Annotated in this window: 18 protein-coding genes and 1 tRNA gene; 15 read left to right on the forward strand and 4 right to left on the reverse strand. The window is 64.3% G+C overall.

Annotation, left to right across the window (positions count from 1 at the left end; all coding sequences use genetic code 11):
* Positions 1-252: 252 nt before the first annotated feature.
* The 3 genes from ilvD (at position 253) to K410_RS0119235 (ending at position 3100) form a co-directional block, all read left to right on the forward strand.
* Complete coding sequence (gene ilvD / locus K410_RS0119225; RefSeq protein WP_028136391.1) at positions 253-2103, forward strand: dihydroxy-acid dehydratase; 1851 nt, start codon at positions 253-255, stop codon at positions 2101-2103.
* Between the two features lie 211 nt (positions 2104-2314).
* A complete protein-coding gene (locus tag K410_RS0119230; protein WP_049820276.1) occupies positions 2315-2638 on the forward strand; it encodes a hypothetical protein in 324 nt (107 codons plus the stop codon).
* Positions 2639-2755: 117 nt separating this feature from the next.
* Entirely contained in the window at positions 2756-3100 is a 345-nt protein-coding gene (locus K410_RS0119235) for a hypothetical protein (protein ID WP_028136393.1), read from the forward strand.
* Between the two features lie 199 nt (positions 3101-3299).
* Here K410_RS0119235 and K410_RS0119240 read toward each other — a convergent pair whose 3' ends face one another.
* On the reverse strand, positions 3300-3716 hold the full coding sequence (locus tag K410_RS0119240) for a hypothetical protein (RefSeq protein ID WP_028136394.1): 417 nt from the start codon (positions 3714-3716) through the stop codon (positions 3300-3302).
* Positions 3717-3953: 237 nt separating this feature from the next.
* Here K410_RS0119240 and K410_RS0119245 point away from each other — a divergent pair.
* Both K410_RS0119245 and K410_RS0119250 read left to right on the forward strand, forming a co-directional pair.
* A tRNA-Ser gene (locus K410_RS0119245) sits at positions 3954-4043 on the forward strand.
* 311 nt (positions 4044-4354) lie between these two features.
* Positions 4355-5101, forward strand: coding sequence for a DUF4145 domain-containing protein (locus K410_RS0119250; RefSeq protein ID WP_155253502.1), 747 nt, complete (start codon positions 4355-4357; stop codon positions 5099-5101).
* A 116-nt stretch (positions 5102-5217) separates the two neighbouring features.
* Here the strand turns inward: K410_RS0119250 and K410_RS39660 are convergent, their stop codons facing one another.
* Positions 5218-6255, reverse strand: a complete 1038-nt coding sequence (locus K410_RS39660) for a hypothetical protein (protein ID WP_155253503.1) — start codon at positions 6253-6255, stop codon at positions 5218-5220.
* Positions 6256-6413: 158 nt separating this feature from the next.
* On the opposite strand from K410_RS39660, the gene K410_RS0119260 reads away from it, so the two are divergent.
* Entirely contained in the window at positions 6414-7157 is a 744-nt protein-coding gene (locus tag K410_RS0119260; protein WP_028136397.1) for a DUF7168 domain-containing protein, read from the forward strand.
* A 59-nt stretch (positions 7158-7216) separates the two neighbouring features.
* On the opposite strand, the gene K410_RS0119265 is transcribed toward K410_RS0119260, so the two are convergent.
* Entirely contained in the window at positions 7217-7825 is a 609-nt protein-coding gene (locus tag K410_RS0119265; RefSeq protein ID WP_028136398.1) for a sll1863 family stress response protein, read from the reverse strand.
* Between the two features lie 245 nt (positions 7826-8070).
* On the opposite strand from K410_RS0119265, the gene K410_RS0119275 reads away from it, so the two are divergent.
* The 6 genes from K410_RS0119275 (at position 8071) to K410_RS0119310 (ending at position 13791) form a co-directional block, all read left to right on the forward strand.
* On the forward strand, positions 8071-8367 hold the full coding sequence (locus tag K410_RS0119275) for a hypothetical protein (protein ID WP_028136399.1): 297 nt from the start codon (positions 8071-8073) through the stop codon (positions 8365-8367).
* 183 nt (positions 8368-8550) lie between these two features.
* Complete coding sequence (locus tag K410_RS0119280) at positions 8551-10584, forward strand: VTT domain-containing protein (protein ID WP_028136400.1); 2034 nt, start codon at positions 8551-8553, stop codon at positions 10582-10584.
* Complete coding sequence (locus K410_RS0119285) at positions 10584-11249, forward strand: endonuclease/exonuclease/phosphatase family protein (protein ID WP_049820104.1); 666 nt, start codon at positions 10584-10586, stop codon at positions 11247-11249. Before K410_RS0119280 ends, K410_RS0119285 begins: the two co-directional genes overlap by 1 nt.
* 178 nt (positions 11250-11427) lie before the next feature.
* The gene (locus tag K410_RS41005; RefSeq protein WP_028136402.1) at positions 11428-11619 is read left to right on the forward strand and encodes a hypothetical protein; all 192 of its coding nucleotides are present in this window, start codon (positions 11428-11430) and stop codon (positions 11617-11619) included.
* A gap of 294 nt (positions 11620-11913) precedes the next feature.
* Positions 11914-12204, forward strand: a complete 291-nt coding sequence (locus K410_RS0119295) for a hypothetical protein (protein ID WP_028136403.1) — start codon at positions 11914-11916, stop codon at positions 12202-12204.
* 669 nt (positions 12205-12873) lie between these two features.
* Entirely contained in the window at positions 12874-13791 is a 918-nt protein-coding gene (locus K410_RS0119310; RefSeq protein WP_049820105.1) for a septal ring lytic transglycosylase RlpA family protein, read from the forward strand.
* Here the strand turns inward: K410_RS0119310 and K410_RS0119315 are convergent.
* Entirely contained in the window at positions 13788-14741 is a 954-nt protein-coding gene (locus K410_RS0119315; RefSeq protein ID WP_028136405.1) for an alpha/beta fold hydrolase, read from the reverse strand. The genes K410_RS0119310 and K410_RS0119315 overlap by 4 nt on opposite strands.
* Before the next feature lie 152 nt (positions 14742-14893).
* On the opposite strand from K410_RS0119315, the gene K410_RS0119320 reads away from it, so the two are divergent.
* The 3 genes from K410_RS0119320 to K410_RS0119330 are packed head-to-tail and all read left to right on the forward strand — an operon-like array spanning position 14894 to position 17888.
* Positions 14894-16156, forward strand: coding sequence for a D-alanyl-D-alanine carboxypeptidase family protein (locus tag K410_RS0119320; protein ID WP_028136406.1), 1263 nt, complete (start codon positions 14894-14896; stop codon positions 16154-16156).
* Between the two features lie 2 nt (positions 16157-16158).
* Positions 16159-16845, forward strand: a complete 687-nt coding sequence (gene tmk, locus K410_RS0119325) for a dTMP kinase (protein WP_028136407.1) — start codon at positions 16159-16161, stop codon at positions 16843-16845.
* Positions 16842-17888 carry a DNA polymerase III subunit delta' gene (locus K410_RS0119330; protein WP_028136408.1) on the forward strand — a complete coding sequence of 349 codons (1047 nt, stop codon included), beginning with the start codon at positions 16842-16844 and terminating at the stop codon, positions 17886-17888. Before tmk ends, K410_RS0119330 begins: the two co-directional genes overlap by 4 nt.
* The last annotated feature ends 16 nt before the right edge of the window (positions 17889-17904 follow it).

Genomic DNA, 17904 nt, shown 5'->3' on the forward strand with positions numbered 1-17904 from the left:
GCGCGAAGCGCGAGCCGGGACCCAGGAGCCGACGGTACGCGCTGCCACATGGGCCCCGGCTCTGCAGCGCACCGTCGAAGGGACGCTGCGCTGCGTCCGGGGCACGAGAGAACCCCCCGCCGGGAGCAGGGGAGCCCTGTCATGCCCAAGTTCCCGTTGCGCCGGCCCAGTCCGTGCGCTATCCGGCCACAAAGGCCTGAGGCGACGCCAGATTTTCCCGCCCGGCCGGTCAAACCAAGGACGGAAACCGCCATGCCAGCCTATCGCTCCCGCACCACCACCCACGGCCGCAACATGGCGGGCGCCCGCGGCCTCTGGCGCGCGACGGGCATGAAGGACGGCGATTTCGGCAAGCCGATCATCGCGGTCGTCAACTCCTTCACCCAGTTCGTGCCCGGCCACGTGCATCTGAAGGACCTCGGCCAGCTCGTGGCCCGCGAGATCGAGCAGGCCGGCGGCGTTGCCAAGGAGTTCAACACCATCGCGGTCGATGACGGTATCGCCATGGGCCATGACGGCATGCTCTACAGCCTGCCGTCGCGCGAGCTGATCGCCGACAGCGTCGAATACATGGCCAACGCGCATTGCGCCGACGGCCTCGTCTGCATCTCCAATTGCGACAAGATCACGCCCGGCATGCTGATGGCAGCGCTCAGGCTCAACATCCCCGCCGTGTTCGTCTCGGGCGGGCCGATGGAGGCCGGCAAGGTCAAGCTGGCCGGAAAGACCAAGGCCGTCGACCTCATCGACGCCATGGTGGCCGCCGCCGATTCCAAGGTCAGCGACGAGGACGTCAAGGTGATCGAGCGTTCGGCGTGCCCGACCTGCGGCTCCTGCTCGGGCATGTTCACCGCCAATTCCATGAACTGCCTGACCGAGGCGCTCGGCCTCGCGCTGCCCGGCAACGGCTCTGTCGTCGCCACCCATGCCGACCGCAAGCGCCTGTTCGTCGAGGCCGGCCACACCATCGTGGATCTCGTCCGCCGCTACTACGAGCAGGACGATGCCAGCGTGCTGCCGCGCAACATCGCGAACTTCAAGGCGTTCGAGAACGCCATGACGCTCGACATCGCCATGGGCGGCTCCACCAACACCGTGCTGCATCTGCTCGCCGCCGCCCATGAGGGTCAGGTCGCCTTCACCATGAAGGACATCGACCGGCTGTCGCGCCGCGTGCCGGTGCTGTGCAAGGTCGCGCCGTCGGTTGCCGACGTCCATGTCGAGGATGTGCATCGCGCCGGCGGCATCATGGGCATCCTGGGCGAGCTCGATCGTGCCGGCCTGCTCGACACCTCGGTCTCGACCGTGCACGCGCCGACCATGAACGAGGCGCTGGAGCGCTGGGACATCAAGCGCACCAAGAGCGAGGCGGTGCGGACGTTCTACCGCGCCTCGCCCGGCGGCATTCCCACGCAAGTCGCCTTCAGCCAGGAGCGCCGCTACGACGAGCTCGACGCCGATCGCGCGAAGGGCGTGGTGCGCGATCTCGAACATGCCTTCAGCAAGGACGGCGGCCTCGCCGTGCTCTACGGCAACCTCGCGCAGGACGGCTGCATCGTGAAGACCGCCGGCGTCGACGCCTCGATCCTGAAATTCTCCGGCCCGGCGCGCGTGTTCGAAAGCCAGGACGCGGCGGTGGAAGGCATTCTCGGCGGCAAGGTCGTCGCCGGCGAGGTCGTGGTCATCATCTATGAGGGCCCACGCGGCGGTCCCGGCATGCAGGAGATGCTGTATCCGACCAGCTATCTGAAATCGATGGGCCTCGGCAAAGCCTGCGCGCTCGTCACCGACGGCCGCTTCTCCGGCGGCTCGTCCGGCCTGTCGATCGGCCATCTGTCGCCGGAAGCCGCCGAAGGCGGCAATATCGGCCTGGTGCGTACCGGCGACATCATCGCCATCGACATCCCGAACCGCAGCATCACGCTTGAGGTCTCCGACGAGGAGCTTGCCAAGCGCCGCGCCGCGGAAGAGGCGAAGGGCGATCTGGCCTGGCAGGCAGTGGGCCGCAAGCGCAACGTCTCGACCGCGCTCCAAGCTTACGCTGCGCTCACCACCAGCGCCGCGCGCGGCGCCGTGCGCGAGGTGAAGCGGCGCTCGAAGTAGGCGTCGCGCGCGCGGCGCGCACATGGTCAACAAGTCCTGAACGGCCGGCGCAAGCCGGCCGTTCGCATTAAGGATGCCCTGATGAACTTCAGCAGCCCTGAATTTTGCGGCGTATAATGCGCCAACTTCGCAAATCCATTTCGGGCAACTGGGGCACTACATGTCGCGTACTCTTGCTGTTGTTTTCTCGACCGCCGTCGCCGCGATGTCCATGACGGGCGCAGCTTCCGCCGGCTGCTACAATTGCTATACGCCGCCGCCCTGCACGACCTGCTATCAGCAGCAATATGTGCCGCCGCAATACCGCGCCGTCGACGAGACCGTGATGGTGTCGCCCGGCGCCGTCGTCGCGCACCGCACGCCGGCGCAATACCGCACCGTGATGGTGCCGCAGACCGTGATGGTCGCGCCGCCCAGCGTCCAATACGAGCGCATCCCGCCGCAATACGCCACGCGCCAGCGCGTCGAGATGGTCTCGCCGGGCTATTCCTATTATGCCCCGGTGCAGATGAACTGCGCGTCCTGCGGCTACTGAGCCGGACCAGGTTGGGAGATTGGAGCGGCGCTCTTTGCGGGGGGGCGCCGCTTTCCTTTGATCGCGGGAAAGGTGAGGGCTGATTGAACCGTCGGGTCGGATGCGACACGAAACGGCATGAGCCTGCTTCTTGATCCCCTTCAGCGACCGCAATTCGGGCCGGTCGCCGCCCTCGCTGTTTCCCTGATCTGCGTGGTTGCGATCGTCTGGTCGGTCGGCTCGACCGACCGCGTCACCTATCTCGGTCCGGACCACGGCCAGCAGCAGACCATCACGGAGGTCCGGCTCAAGACGCTTCCAGAGGGAAGCTATGTGATCGAGCGAGGCGCGATCTACAAGGCAATGCAGGCAGGGTGCCGCTACGACCTCAATTACAGCCCTGAGTTCGGCCGCCGTGTCAGTGACCGCCAGAGGACGAAATACATTCGGAGCGCCGTCCTCGTTGACTGCCCGTCGAGCTAGGGCAAGGCTGTGAGTAGGGAGGCAGGTCGGCTCCGGCGGCGCTGCGTTACGAGCGCCGCCACAGCGAGACGGTCTCGCCGGGCTATTCCTATTATACCCCGGTGCAGATGAACTGCGCGTCCTGCGGCTACTGAGCCGACATCGTCACGAACGGATTTGGCGCGGCGCTCCCATGGGCACCGCGCTTTCTTTCGCCGGCTCACGGAATCGCCACCTTGTTCGACACGACTATTCGGCGCTGCAACCGGTCGATGAGGGTGATGAAAACCGCCCTCGGCCGATGGCTGATGGGAACCGAGAACCAGAGCTGCGAGAGACTGGAGGGATCGCCGAGATCGCAGAATCCGTAGAGCTTTTGCTTTCTGGCGTTGTAGATATCGACCCAGGTCCGCGACGCCGAAATATTGAGCCCGCACGGCGGCAGCTTGGGCGAATCTGCAAACAGGGCAGGCGAGTAATCGCTCCAGTTGACCACCTTCAACCCGACGATCAGCGTCGGCCCAAAAATCAGTTGCCCGTTGAATTGCAGCACCGGCCGCGGAAACGGCTGCGCCAGTGCCGGTGCCCCAAATCCAACCAGGAGCGCAACGGCTACCAGGAATAGCTTCAGTTTCATCTTGATCCTCCGTCCAGGGCGTCAACCAACGCTAGTGACGGGCGGCGGAAATTCCTTGATCCTGCTCAACGCAGGGATGCGCTCCGCAGCCCGTCGAAAACGAGATGCGGGCAAGGCCCCACGCCGTCCAAAACGAAGATTTGGAGCAGGAGCCCCACCAAGTCCCGCGGCAACACCAGCCCAACTTCGCGTTGCCTTACGCGGTCGACTGCGTTAAGCGACAGCCATTCCGGGCTTGGAAGGGTGGCCGAGTGGTTTAAGGCACCGGTCTTGAAAACCGGCGTGCCCGCAAGGGTACCGTGGGTTCGAATCCCACCCCTTCCGCCAAGCCTTTGAAATAATTTATATTTTAACATATATTACCACCAAGCACAACCCGCTCACAATCCGATGACAACGGTTTGCGTTTTGGGTCAACGATGGCTCCCACCGCAATTCGCCTCAACACGATCCAAGTGTGTTCGCGCTGGTTGTGCGAACTCTAGATGGCCAGTCCAAGAGAAGGGCATCATATCGCAGAACGCGCGCGGGGATTGGCAACAGTGGCTTTCTCGCCTCTGGTGTAGCTGGTCGAGGGGTTAGAATCTGCTACCTGAGATAAGCCGGGACGATGTCGCGTTCTCTTGTTGGTGGGGCTGATGAAGAAGGCACTTTGGAAGAGCAGTTTCTCGGCAAATTTCATACCGAGCTTTCCGTGCCCCAATTGCAGATCGGGTACCTTAAGGAAAGTGGGTAAGGATGACTTGGTCTCGCGACGGCCGCGGAACCCATCGCTGGACGATTATAGCAAGAACCCCACAGACTATCCCTCGCGCTTCGCGTTATTTCTGTCCTGTAAATCGTGTTCGGAAGTTGTTGTTGTGACCGGTTGGTCTGTAGACGTGCCGGAACAGATGAATGATGACAGCGTGGAATGGTTCGAATACCTCGAGCCTGAGAACATGTGGCCGGCCCCGCCTATCATATCCGTAGAACAGCTGCCAAAGGAAGTACGCGCCGAATTGCAGAAGTCGTTCGGCTTCTACTGGAATGATGCGGGAGCGTGCGCTTCTCGGATGCGGACCAGCCTAGAACGACTGATGGATCATTTCAAAGTAAGGACCATCACCGTTGCCACAGATAAGACGGGGAGGAAGTACCGCAAGCGGCTCGACCTTTCGTCTCGTATCGACAAGTTTGCCGCGAAGATCCGGTCGCGCGAGTACTCCGATATGCTGCATGCGCTTCGTGTCGTCGGTAATGTTGGCACGCATGGCACCAAAACGGTAACAAAGGCGAATCTCCTCGACGCGTATCGACTGTACGAGCATGCTCTTGAACGGCTGTTTGAGGACAAGGCCGAGAGCATAAAAGAAATCATCAAGCGGCTCTACAAGCTGAAGTGATTGGTGCGTGAGCAGGCGATCCTCGGAGCAAAGCTAGAACCCACCTCGAAGACGCTCGCTCGTCGTCGCCTGAGACCGCTGCCGCTCCAAAAATTTCCGGTGGCGGCGAGGCTTAATTAAGCTCGAAACCAAATCGCGGAGAAGAGGAGCGGGAAGCTCTCAATTAGCCAGTCGCTCCAATTGTCAGGTTCCGGACTAATTCGCCGGGTGGTTGGCTCAGCGTCCGCTGCAGAGTTTAGGACGCGGAGAGCGACGTCCGACACTTTTTCCATGAGCTCGTCGTTCACATACTCGCCTGTGTCCCACCAACGCCAGCCGCCTGCGTGAGCGGCAAACTCGTTCCGGAGAAAGTATACATGCTCAGCTAGCTGTGAATCGTCTTGGTGAAGGCCCAGCGTTGCAATCAGATCGGAGCGGCTACGTCGTGGATCGCCGGTTGCGCGGGGCCATACAATCGTCTGCAACGCTTGCAATACGCAGTCAAAGGCAACCAAGGCTTCGAGCTCGAATCCGGATGACAAGAGCGAACGGGCGCGAAGGAAATGGAACACTGCCTGATGTATTGCCGGATCAAATGTGTTTCGGCGGGTCCAGCGGGATCGGCTCCGAGGAGCCGCTTCAACTCCGCCCCAGCAGTTCACACTGGCTTCCACCGCGGTTGACAGTGCTGTTCTTGGCAGGGCCGGAGGAGTGATCGCTCCGTAACGTTGGAAGTGCCCTTCCGAACCGAATGGGTGAAGAACTGTGCGGTCTCTCTCCCAAGCGATCATCAATACCTTGGCTACATGCGCACGGTGGACGTACTGGCGCGCGTAGTGCCCCAACCAAGAGAGAACGTTATGAACGTACTCATCGCGGAAGACTGTACGCCAGCCGAAACCCCACCCCGGAACAATTGTGCTCACCGCCAGCCCCTTCTTGCATGGGTCGGCGCGCCAACCTTGGCCTGAGGCCTGGAAGTGGGGGGTCGAGTGATCGCCTAGCAGAACCGTCATGCATTCGGACCAGGAAGCGCGCTTCGCTATCTCGTCAATAAAACGGTCCACGCCCGACGCGAGCTTGCCGCGCATTTCGGGCGGTTGGCTGCTTTCGTCAAACCATTTGAGAATTAATGATTTCGCGCGAGCATTCTGATTTTGCAGAGAGGAATTCATGGCAACCTTTGAATGGCGGCGCCTTGAGATTTAGTGCTTGAGCCACTATAAATCCGGGCTCTTAAGGGCGCAGACATAGCGCCTATCATCGCCGTTCATGATCCGTCAGTCGATTCGATTGGAGCCTGTCGGTCGGACTTTCCCCAGGCAGATGACCAGTGAATCAAACGTCCAATCCGGCCGCGCTCGACAAACTGAAGCTCCGCATTCAGGCGTTGCGCGCCAAGACGATCGCCAATGGTTGCACCGAGGACGAGGCGCTGTCCGCCGCCGCCAAGGTTGCCGAGCTTCTGGATCGGCACGATCTGTCGCTCTCCGACGTCGAGCTGCGCGCCTCGCCATGCCAACGGACGGTCTACCAGACCAATCGCAAGAAGCGGATTCCCCTGGACGATTGCATCGGCGCGATCGCTCACTTCTGCGATTGCCGAGTCTGGCGCGAGAAGAACGCCGACGGCGAGAACATCTATGTGTTCTTCGGTCTCGGCGCGGATGTCGAGGTCGCGCATTATCTGGCGGAATTGATCGACGGCGCCGTGCGCGCCGAGCTCGGTCGCTTCAAGACCTCGATCGACTATGGCAGATTCCGGCACCAGGAGCGGCATCTGGCCAATGCCTCTTTCGCGCTCGGGATGGTGGCGTCCATCGCGCAAAGGCTGGTGGCGATCAAGGACGGCCGCGATCAGGCCAATGCAAGCACCGGCCGCGGGCTGGTGGTCCTCAAGACCTCCGTGGTCGACGCAGAGTTCGACAAGCTCGGCCTCAATCTTCGGAACCAGCGCAGCAGCGGGCGGATGGTGTCGATGACGGCCTATGAAGCCGGCGGCGCTGCGGGAGCGTCGCTGGCAATCAGTCCCGGCCTCGGCGGGCCGCGGTCAGGAACCCCGGCCAAAGGAAGCTGAGCACATCGGTGGCGCTTCGGCCGGAGCCGAAGCATGGTGACGGTCCGCCTCATCCGCTCTCAGCTCTTCACATTGCCGCCCTTCAGGGCCTCCCACGCGGCCTGGTTGGCCTGATCGAACGCCTTGCGGGATTCGGCCAGCGCGGCGCTCAGCACCGACCAGGATTCGCTGCCGGCCTGCTTCAGCTTCTGCAAACGCGCTTCGGCCTCGGACGCATCCGATTTCATTTGCTTGAGCGCGGCATCGACGTCGACGGTGCGGGCTGCGGCGACCTTGCCGGCGGCCTCGCGGAATTTGTCGGCGGCTTCGCGCCAAGCCTTGGCCTGTGCCGCCGCAACGTCCTTGAAGGTGGCCTGTTGCTGCTCGAACTGCTTGCCGGCGCCTTCGAAGTAAGTCTTCACCTGAGCTTCGAATCCCGCCCATTGCTTTTCCAGCTCGGCCTTGGCGTCTGTCCAGGCGGCTTCGCCTGCTGCGGCCTGGGTCTTGAGCATCGCCTGAAATTCGTCGCGGCGCTTGGTCAGGTCGGACAGGAGCTGATCCGTCTTCACCTTGGACTCGGCCTTGGCCTGGCCGGCCTTGACCTCGAACGAGGCCAATGCGGCGTCCATCTCGTCGATCCGCTCCTTGGCCCAATTGAGATAATAGTGCGCGCTGCTCTGCTGTGACATGGCCGTCTCCATCTGCTTGCCGAGGCGAGGTTCCCAGAGCCTGGGCCAACCCGTATTGACCTGTCTCAATGATCTCGTGGTCTCACGACATTGCGATTGCGATGCGGCGCAGGGGAGGGCCTGATCTCCGGCTCGATCACCGTCGCGCTGCTCTTTCTGTTCGGCATCGTCCGGTTTTGACCTTCAGGAACCTCGTCCTTCCTGGCCGGTTGTTCGCACTCCCCGCCCAGTCACGGAGAGCGCTCTTGGAAAGTACCATCATCGGCGAATTCGACACGCGCCGCGGCGCAGAGCTTGCGGTTGAGCATGTCGTGCAGGAATGCGGCGTGCCGCGCAGCGACGTCTTCGTTCAGCCCGCCGGCGCCGCCAACACGGTGGGGACCCGTCCGGCAGGCAGCGACGCCAAGGCGGAGCCAGCCCCGGAGGGGCACCAGAAGCTGGAGGCGCCGATCGAGGTCTCCGTGGATTTTCACGGCGATACGCCTGACAAGATCGCGGCTGTGTTGAAGGGCGCCGGAGCAAAGACTGTCCGGACCAAATAACGGCAAGACGCGATGGCGTGGGGATCATCGCCATCCCTCCGGCCGCGCATCCCTGAGGCTTGGAACCCCTTGAGCGTTCAGCGCGTTTAGACGCGAACGTGATTTTGCGAGGTCCACCTGCTTCAGAGCTCATCGACCCTGATACCCGGCGACACCGTCTGGCGACGGTGCAAGGCGAGGCGCGTGGCGGTTCTGAACGATGCGGCCGCTTACTTCGCGGCGTTGCGCGAAGCGCTGTTCGAGGCTCAAGATCTCGTCTACATCGTCGGGTGGGATATCCATAGCGAGACCAGGCTGGTCGGAGCTTCCGGGCGCGCCGATGACGGCCTGCCTGAACAGCTCGGGCCATTCCTGCGCGCGCTCGTGCAGCGCCGGCCGGGCCTGCGGGTCAACATTCTGGTCTGGGACTTCGTCTCGTTCTACGCCTCGGAAAGGGAATGGAATTCCGCGGCCAAGTTCACCGCCGACACCGACGGACGCGTCCAGTTCGTGCTGGATTCCACGCTTCCGTTCGGCTCGGCCCAGCACCAGAAGATCGTCTGCGTCGACGGATCACTGGCGTTTGTCGGCGGGCTCGACCTGACGATCAGGCGCTGGGACACGAGCGAGCATTGCGCCAACCAGCCGTTGCGCTGCGACCCCCAGGGCAAGCCATACAAGCCGTTCCACGACGTGCAATGCCTGGTCGACGGTGACGCCGCATCCTCGCTGTTCGAACTCGTGGAGCAGCGCTGGCGTGCCGCGGGCCAGCAGACGCCTGACCGGCGCGCACCGAAGAGCGTGCGCTGGCCCTCGCATGTGCCGGTCGAGGCCGAGCAGATGCCGGTGGGCATTGCCAGGACCGAAGTGGTCTGCCCTACGGGCACGACCATCCGGGAGGTCGAACGCTCGCTGATTGCGGCGATCCGGTCCGCGACCAGCTTCATCTACATCGAGAACCAGTTCACCAGCGCCACTGCGATCGCACAAGTGCTGGCGGAGCAGATGAAGCGCGTGCCGTCGCTTCGCGTTCTGGTCGTCGCTCCCAAACTGCATTCCTCGTGGCTGGAGTCCCAGGCCATGCAAAACGGCCGCGGGGCCTTCATCGATTGCTTCAGCGAAGCGGGCCTGGCCGACCGCATCCGCTTTGTCTACCCGGTCTCGTGCGACGGGGATCAGGAAGCGGCCGTGATGGTGCACAGCAAGCTCATGATCGTCGACGATCAGATCCTGCGGATCGGTTCAGCCAATCTCAACAACCGGTCGATGGGAGCCGACAGCGAATGCGACCTGATCTTCGAGGCCGTATCCGACGAGCATCGCACCTTCATCGCGTCGGTCCGCCGGCGCCTGATCGCCCATTTCTGCGGCCTGGATGAACGACGCGTTACGCAGAACGACGATCACCTCCTTGCTCTCTTGGACGAGGTGTCGAAAGCCGGCGGGGCCAAGACGCTGCGGGCCGTGGAGCCCTCGGTCATCACCAGCACGCTCGCGACCCTGGTCCAGCCGGTCGCGGATCCCGAGCATCCCTTGCACTTCGAGCGTGCGGCTTCGCGCATGTGGCGCACCAAGACCATCATCGGGATCGTCGCGATCGCGGTGGCGCTCCTGGGCCTGGCGACGGCCTGGTCATATACCTCCTTGAGCGATTTCACCGACACGGGGCGCCTCTCGACCTTGCTGTCCAGCTATTCGCACTCCGGCTGGGGACCGCCGCTCGCGATCGTGGCTTTTGTCCTCGGCGGGCTGGTGGTGTTTCCGGTGCTGGTGCTCATTGCAGCGACGGCGGCAGCTCTCGGGCCCTGGCTGGGTTTCGTCACGGCGACCGCGGGCGTGCTGCTCAGTGCCTTCATCCTTTTCGTGATCGGACGGGCACTCGGACGACGGCGGCTCCAGCAATTGCTCGGACGGCGAGCGGCGCGGATCCAGGATCGCGTCGTCGGCAAGGGCATCCTGGCCGTCGTCGTGATCCGGATGATTCCCATCGCGCCGTTCTCGATCGTGAATGTCGTGGCCGGCGCGAGCACGCTGCCTCTGCGTGACTTCCTGGTCGGAACCGTGCTGGGCATGACGCCAGGCATCCTTGCCATGGCGGTTCTGGGAGCTCAGATCGCGGACGTCGCCCGCAATGCAACCTGGAGCAGCATGCTGCTGCTCGTGCTGGCGTTCCTGGGCTGGCTCGGCATCTGTGCCGGCGCGCAATTCCTGGCGACCTGGCTCGCCGGGAGGCGCTGATGCGCTTCATGACATGGAACGTGCATGGCACGTTCAACCTCAATCCGGCATTCGATCTGGAGGGTGTCTGCTCCATCCTTCGCAAATGGTCCCCTGACGTCGTCGCGCTTCAGGAGGTGGATTCGCGGTCGCGGTCGGACGATCCGTTCGCGAAACTGGCGAGTGTCGTCGGCGATCACCGCGTTCATGCCAAGTCGATCGTCACCGAGGACGGCGAGTACGGCCAGATGCTGCTGAGCCGCTTTCCGTTTTCCGAGATGCCGGAGATCGTCGACGTGTCGTACCGGGAGCGCGAGCCGCGACGAGCCATTGCGACAAGCCTGCTCACTCCGTCCGGGGACGTGCGCGTGGTTGCCACGCATCTCGGCTTGAGCATTCACGAGCGCTATGCGCAGGCGCAGGCGCTGCTGAGCCTGATCAGGCCGGCGAGGACCGTCGTCCTCGGCGACTTCAACGATTGGTTCTGGGTCAGGTCGGTGCGGCGCGTGCTGGCGCAGGTCTGCCCGAACCGGACGCGGCTGCGAACTTTCCCGTCGCGTCTCCCGCTGATGCGGCTCGACCGGATCTATGCGACGTCCGACAGCCGGATCGGGAAAGTCTGGACCGATGATGAGGCGAGGGCGTTCTCGGACCATCTGCCCGTCATCGCCGACATTGAGATCTAGCGATACGCCGGATGCAGCTGTTTTGCCCGACGACGTCAAATCGGCGTCCGAAAGTCGTTTGAAAAACTCATGATTTTCAATGACATGGCTACTGTGCATGGGGTTGTTTTTCGACATTTGGGTCGGGGCACGGTCGGCCAGGCGAGGAACTCTTTCCTCACAGCCGCGTTATGTTGGCATGACTGAAGATCTTTCATTCCGACGCAAACCCCTGACCCCCGAGCAGCGCCAGGCGCGCGATGCGACACGCCGTATCGAGGCCGAGAAGGCCATGCGCGACCATGAAGCGGCGCAGAAGGCGTTTTACGCCAACAAGGAGCGGCTCCGAGCCGAGCGCCTTGCGCGCGAAGCGGCCGCTACCAAAGGCTGAACGAGCGCCCTGATCCAGCCAGATCGTTGAACTGATTCCGCGCCCACCGGCCTTGCGCCGGTGGGCGTTGTCGCGCTGTGCCATGCGACAGGCGGCTTGACGGCCTTCGCCGTCCGGGAGGAAGCTTGCGCGTGAGCAGGTCGCGCAAAGGCTCCTGGAGTGCCTGCATCAGGCGCTCGCGCAGCTCGAAGCCGGCAAGCAATAGACGGCGGTCGGCTGCTTCGAGCGACTGGCACCTTCCGCGCCTCATTTCGTGCTACCGTTGCCGCGCGGCGGCGGATCGGGAGGCGGGGAGTGACGCGAGGCGGCTTCGGCAGATGGACCGGCGGCATTGCGCTCGCCGGCGCGATCATGATTGGCGCCGGCTCCGCGCAGGTCTCGGCGAGCCCGCTGACGCCATTCCGCTACGAGGCGCAGGCGCAGCGTCATTGCCCACGCGACAAGGTGGTGTGGCTCGATTTCAAGAAGGGCGTCTATTACCGCAAGGGCCAGAAGCGGTACGGCCAAGGCTTCGACGGCAGTTTCGTCTGCCAGAGCGAGGCCCGGAGCGGCCTCTATCGCCGCTCCCTGCTGGGCCTGCGCTGAGCCGCGCGCGGAAAGGAGAGGGTGGCGCTCAGGCGAAGGCCAGCGCCACGAGGCTCGAGCAGAGCAGGACCAAGCCGCCCGCGGTCAATGCCAGGAAGCCGTCAGATACCAGGTCATGGTTACGCATGGGACACCTGCCGCTCTCGTCTTCGGGTCGGATCGATCAAATTGTCCGAACGCGCCGTCTTGAAAGAGGTGATGCTTGCCGTCTGCGCGAGTGCCGTCAGGCCCTCGTGCGGTAGCCTTCAAACGCATGGGCCAGGAAGATCCCCGCGCTTACCAGACCCATCAGTGCCGAAACCGTCTCGATCATCGTTAAATTCCAAATCCCGCCCTTGCATCGGAGAGAACGCGGGCGGCCTTGCACAGTCAAAAGAATTCCAGAGAGCGGCGCGACAATGGGGGTGGAGTGAGGATTCGGCGCAACAGAATGTCCAGCCGTGGCACAGCGCGAGCGGCCTCGTTCCGTAGAACAACGGAAAAATGCGAACGTCCCGTTTACCATCCCGGCGGGATCGCTGCGGGCTCCCCATTTCCGCCGTGTTCGGGTTGCGTTATCGTTACCGCTTCCGAGACGGTGGTGGGCCGCTTCGGATCAGATGACCGGACAGCGATCCCCGTAGCCAAAGCGGGTTGGGTACGCCTCCGGCAAAGTGGTATTTGGGGCGAATGGGGATCCGACGGTCAGATTCGGTTTTGCGGGCCGCGCGTGGTGTCGCGGCGGTCGCAGCCTGCGTTGCGCTGGCCAATTGCGCCTCCTCGAACAAATTCGCCAGCCGCGTCGATCCGAAATACGGCGTGTCGTCCAGCCCCCGGGTCGTGGCTTTCGGGGATCCCGTTCCGAAGGGCGGCGGCACCTACCGCGTCGGCAAGCCCTATGTCGTGGCGGGCCGGACCTACGTGCCGGAGGAGGACGTCAATTACCGCGCCGAGGGCGTGGCGTCCTGGTACGGCGACGACTTCCACGGCCGCCTGACCGCCAATGGCGAAGTGTTCGACATGACCTCGCTGACCGCGGCGCATCCGACCCTGCCGATGCCGTCCTACGCCCGGGTGACCAACATCTCGAACGGCAAGTCGCTGATCGTCCGCGTCAATGACCGCGGCCCCTATCACGGCAACCGCCTCATCGACGTCTCGAACAAGGCCGCCGAACTCCTTGAATTCAAAGGAAATGGTGTCGCCAAGGTCCGCGTCGAATATGTCGGCCGGGCGCCGCTGGAAGGCTCCGACGACCGCCAGCTGCTGGCGACCCTGCGAACCGGCGTTCCGGCGCCGTCGCCCTCGATGGTCCGGGTCGCCTCAGCCAAGCCGTTCGTGCCGGAGCTGCCATCATCGGCCCGCGGTGCCATTCGCGGCGATGTGCCGATGCCGGAGGGCCGGCCCTACAATCTCGGAAGCACCTCCGCCGACATGGCCTCGCTCAACGCGACCTCGGAAATGTCGGCATCGAGCCGCAGCCGGGGCCGGGCGCTCCAGAACGCCCGCGCCGTGTCCTATGACGCTGACGGCCGTTACGCGACCGAGACCACGTCCGACGGCGCCGCCGAGGCGCGCAACATCCTGAGTGGCCGTGGGCTCTACTAGGCCAAGCTGGCCTTCAGGAATTGCACCAGCGCTGCGTTCACCTCGTCGGGCCGTTCCTGCTGCACCCAATGGCCGGCGCCCTCGATGATCAGCTTTTGCCTCAGATTCGGCAGCACGCGCTCGAGCTCGTTGACGCGCTTGGCCCCGATCAGGCCGGTGATGACGGCGTCCTTGGAGCCGGCGATGAACAGCGAAGGCTGACGGATCTGCGCGTCCTGCCAGGGCGCCGTCAGCTCCCAATTGCGGTCGATGTTGCGATACCAGTTCAGCCCGCCGCGGAAGCCGGACTTGCGGAAGCTTTCGGTGAAGTAGGCGAGGTCAGCCTCGCTGAGCCAGCCGGGCAGCGGCTCCTCGGCGGTGGCGTGGCTGAGAAAGCCCTTGCCCTCCTGCACGAACATCGCGGCGGTGGGGTCGGCCAGGCCGCGTCCCCCTAGTACGACGCGCATGGTGCGGGCGACGTCGCGCTCGAGCTCGGCCTCGGCGACACCCGGCGCCTGGAAATACTGCCAATAGAAATTGGTGACGCCGCCCTGGCGCAGCAGGTCGAGCGGCTTACCGCGCCCGCGGAACGGCGGCGGCACGCTCAGGCCCGCGACCGCCGTGAAGATGTCGGGCCGGAACAGCGCCGCATGCCAGGCGACCGGCGCGCCCCAATCGTGGCCGACCACCATCGCCCTGGTCTCGCCGAGCGCCTGCACCAGGCCAACCACGTCGCCGACCGTGTCGAAGATCGAGTAGGCCGCAACCTCGGGCGGCGCGGCGCTCTGGCCGTAGCCGCGCATGTCGGGGGCGACGACGTGAAACCCGGCGGCGGCGAGCGCGGGGATCTGGTGGCGCCAGGAATAGGATAGCTCCGGCCAGCCGTGGCACAGCACGACCAGTGGACCCTGGCCGGCTTCGCGGATGAAGAGATCGATGCCGTTGGCCTTGATCATGCGCGTGGAGGACATCGCTTTTCCGCCTTGTTTCAGGGATTTGGTCGGGAAAGGTGAGGTGCCACGATAGGGGCACGGCGAGAATCGTGCAATCTCTGGGCAGGCGTCCAACGTCGCGTTGTTCGCGCCGATTCCAGCTGTTAGAACGCTGCTCTCAGGGCTTGGCCATGGCATGTCGTCTCCTTTCGCACCGTCGCACCCGGTTCACCGCCGGAGCGCTGGCGCGCGGCCTGATGGCGACGATCCTGGTGGCGAGCGTCGGCTGGAGCGGATCGCTCCTGGCCGCCAACCAGAGCGTCCAGGGCGCCAAGAAGGCCGACGATACCGGCTTCGACGGCGATGCTCCGACCGCGATCCTGATCGAAGCCACAAGCGGCAGCGTGCTGTTCGAGAAGAACGCCGACGAGCTGCGCGCGCCCTCCAGCATGATGAAGCTGATGACGGCGGAGGTCGTCTTCAATGCGGTCAAGAAGGGCGACATCAAGCTGACCGACGAGTACCGGATCAGCGAGAACGCCTGGCGGCGGGGCGGTGCGCCGTCGGGCGGCTCGACCATGTTCGCCGCCATCAACAGCAAGGTCTCCGTCAACGATCTCCTGCACGGCGCCATCATCCAGAGCGGCAACGACGCCTGCATCGCGCTCGCCGAAGCCATGGCCGGCAACGAGAAGATCTTCGCGGCCGACTTCATGACCAAGCGCGCCCGCGAGCTCGGCATGACCAGGTCGACCTTCGGCAATTCCAGCGGGCTGCCCGACCCCGCCAACAAGATGACGGTGCGCGAGCTCAGCATGCTCGCCCGCCACATCATCCTGGACTTTCCGGAGTTCTACAAACTGTTCGGCGAGAAGGAGTTCACCTGGAACAAGATCCGCCAGCCCAACCGCAATCCGTTGCTCAATTCGCTCGAAGGCGCCGACGGTCTCAAGACCGGCTACACCAAGGAAGGCGGCTACGGCATGGTCGGCTCGGCCGTTCAGAACGGCACGCGGCTGATCGTCGTCGTCAACGGACTGGACGACCCCGACGATCGCGCCAGCGAAGCCAAGAAGATGCTGGAATGGGGTTTTCGCAATTTCGAGACCCGCACGCTGATCGCGGCCGATCAGCCCGTCGGCTATGCCAAGGTGTTCGGCGGCGAGAGCCGCTCGGTCAAACTCGTCGCCAAGACGCCGGTGAAGGTGATGGTACACAAGAACGGCAGCGACAAGCTGATTGCGCGCGTCGTCTATAGCGGCCCGGTACGGGCGCCGATCGAGGCCGGCCAGAAGGTCGGCGTGGTCAGGGTCTGGCGCAGCGGCAACATCGCGGTGGAGACGCCGGTCTATGCGGCCGAAGCGATCGGCACCGGTTCGACCGTGCGGCGCGCGATCGATGGCGCCAGCGAGCTCGTGATCGGCATGTTCCGCGCAGGCGCCGAGAAGCTCTGATCATGAGTGAGAGCGCAGGACAGCGGCCGTCCGGACGCGGACGCTTCATTACCTTTGAAGGCGGCGAGGGCACCGGCAAGTCGACCCAGATCAAGAAGCTGGCCGATCGCCTCAAGGCGGCCAAGCTCCGCATCCGCGTCACCCGTGAGCCGGGCGGCTCGCCAGGCGCCGAGATCATGCGTCATCTGGTGCTGTCGGGGATGGGCAGGCTGCTCGGTCCGGAGGCGGAGACGCTGCTGTTTGCCGCCGCGCGCGACGATCATGTCCGCACCGTGATCCTGCCTGCGCTCAACCAGGGCGTCTGGGTGCTGTGCGACCGCTTCGCCGATTCGACGCGGGCCTATCAAGGCAGCCTCGGCCGCGTGCCTGAAGGCCTGATCAACGCGATGCAGCGGGTCACGATCGGTGATCTCAAGCCGGATCTCACCATCGTCCTCGACCTCCCGGTCGAGATCGGCCTGCAGCGCGCCGCCGCGCGTCGCGGCAACGGCATGCCCGACAGGTTCGAAAGCGAGAAGCTCAGCTTTCACCAGGGCCTGCGCGAGGCCTATCGCAAGATCGCTGCGGACGATCCGGCGCGCTGCGTGCTGATCGACGCCAATTCCGACCCTGACACGGTCGCGGCCCGAATCTGGGCTGCGCTGCGCGATCGTCTCCTTCCCACGCCGGCTTCGGTGATTTCAGCATGAGCCCGCGCCAGTCCGAGCGTGAAACCGCCATTCCGCATCCGCGCGAGACCAGCCGTCTGTTCGGCCATCGCGAGGCCGAGGCGGCGCTGCTATCAGCCTATCGCAGCGGGCGGATTCCGCATGCCTGGCTGATCGGCGGGCCGCAGGGCATCGGCAAGGCGACGCTGGCGTATCGCATGGCGCGCTTCGTGCTCGCCCATGGCCAGCCGCTGGCGCCCGCCGTGCAGCACGCTGAGGGCCTTGCGGTCGACCCCGATGACGCCGTGGCGCGGCAGGTGGCGGCCGGCTCGCATGGCGGCCTCCTGACGCTGGAGCGCACCGCCAACGATCGCGGCGTGATGCGCACCGTGATCACCGTGGATGAGACACGCGAGACGATCGGATTCTTCGGCTCGACCGCGGCGGCCGAAGGCTGGCGCGTCTGCATCGTCGACACCGTCGACGAGCTCAATCCGAACGCGGCCAACGCGCTGCTGAAGATTCTCGAAGAGCCGCCGCAGCAATCGCTGTTCCTTCTGGTGAGCCACGCGCCGGCGCGCGTGCTCGCCACCATCCAGTCGCGCTGTCGCAAGCTCCGCCTGCGGCCGCTCGCAACGGACGACGTGGTCGGGGCTGCGGCTGCGGCGGCCGAGCTCGATCCGAATGATCCCGAGTTGCGTGAGGCGGCGGAGGCCTCTGAAGGCAGCGTTGCACGGGCCCTGACGCTGCTCGGCGGCGACGCGCTGAAGCTTCAGCAGCGCACCGCCGCGCTGCTGGCGCGCCTGCCGCAGGTCGACCCGCGCGAATTGCACACGCTCGGCGATTCCCTCGGCACCAGCGACCGCGTCGCACTCGCCGCCTTCATCGACGGCATCGATCGCTGGATCGCCGAACGCCTGCATGCGGACGAGGCCAATGCCAACCAGAATTTGCCGCGCCTTGCGCGCTTAAGCGAGGTATGGGAAAAGATCGTCCGCGCCGCGCGCGACACCGAAACCTACAATCTGGAGCGCAAGCCCTTGGTTTTCTCGGTGTTCGGCTGGCTGGCGGACGCAACGCGCTAGGCGCAGATTCGATTCA

Source organism: Bradyrhizobium sp. 22 (assembly GCF_000482425.1).
In the GTDB taxonomy this organism is placed as follows: domain Bacteria; phylum Pseudomonadota; class Alphaproteobacteria; order Rhizobiales; family Xanthobacteraceae; genus Bradyrhizobium; species Bradyrhizobium japonicum_B.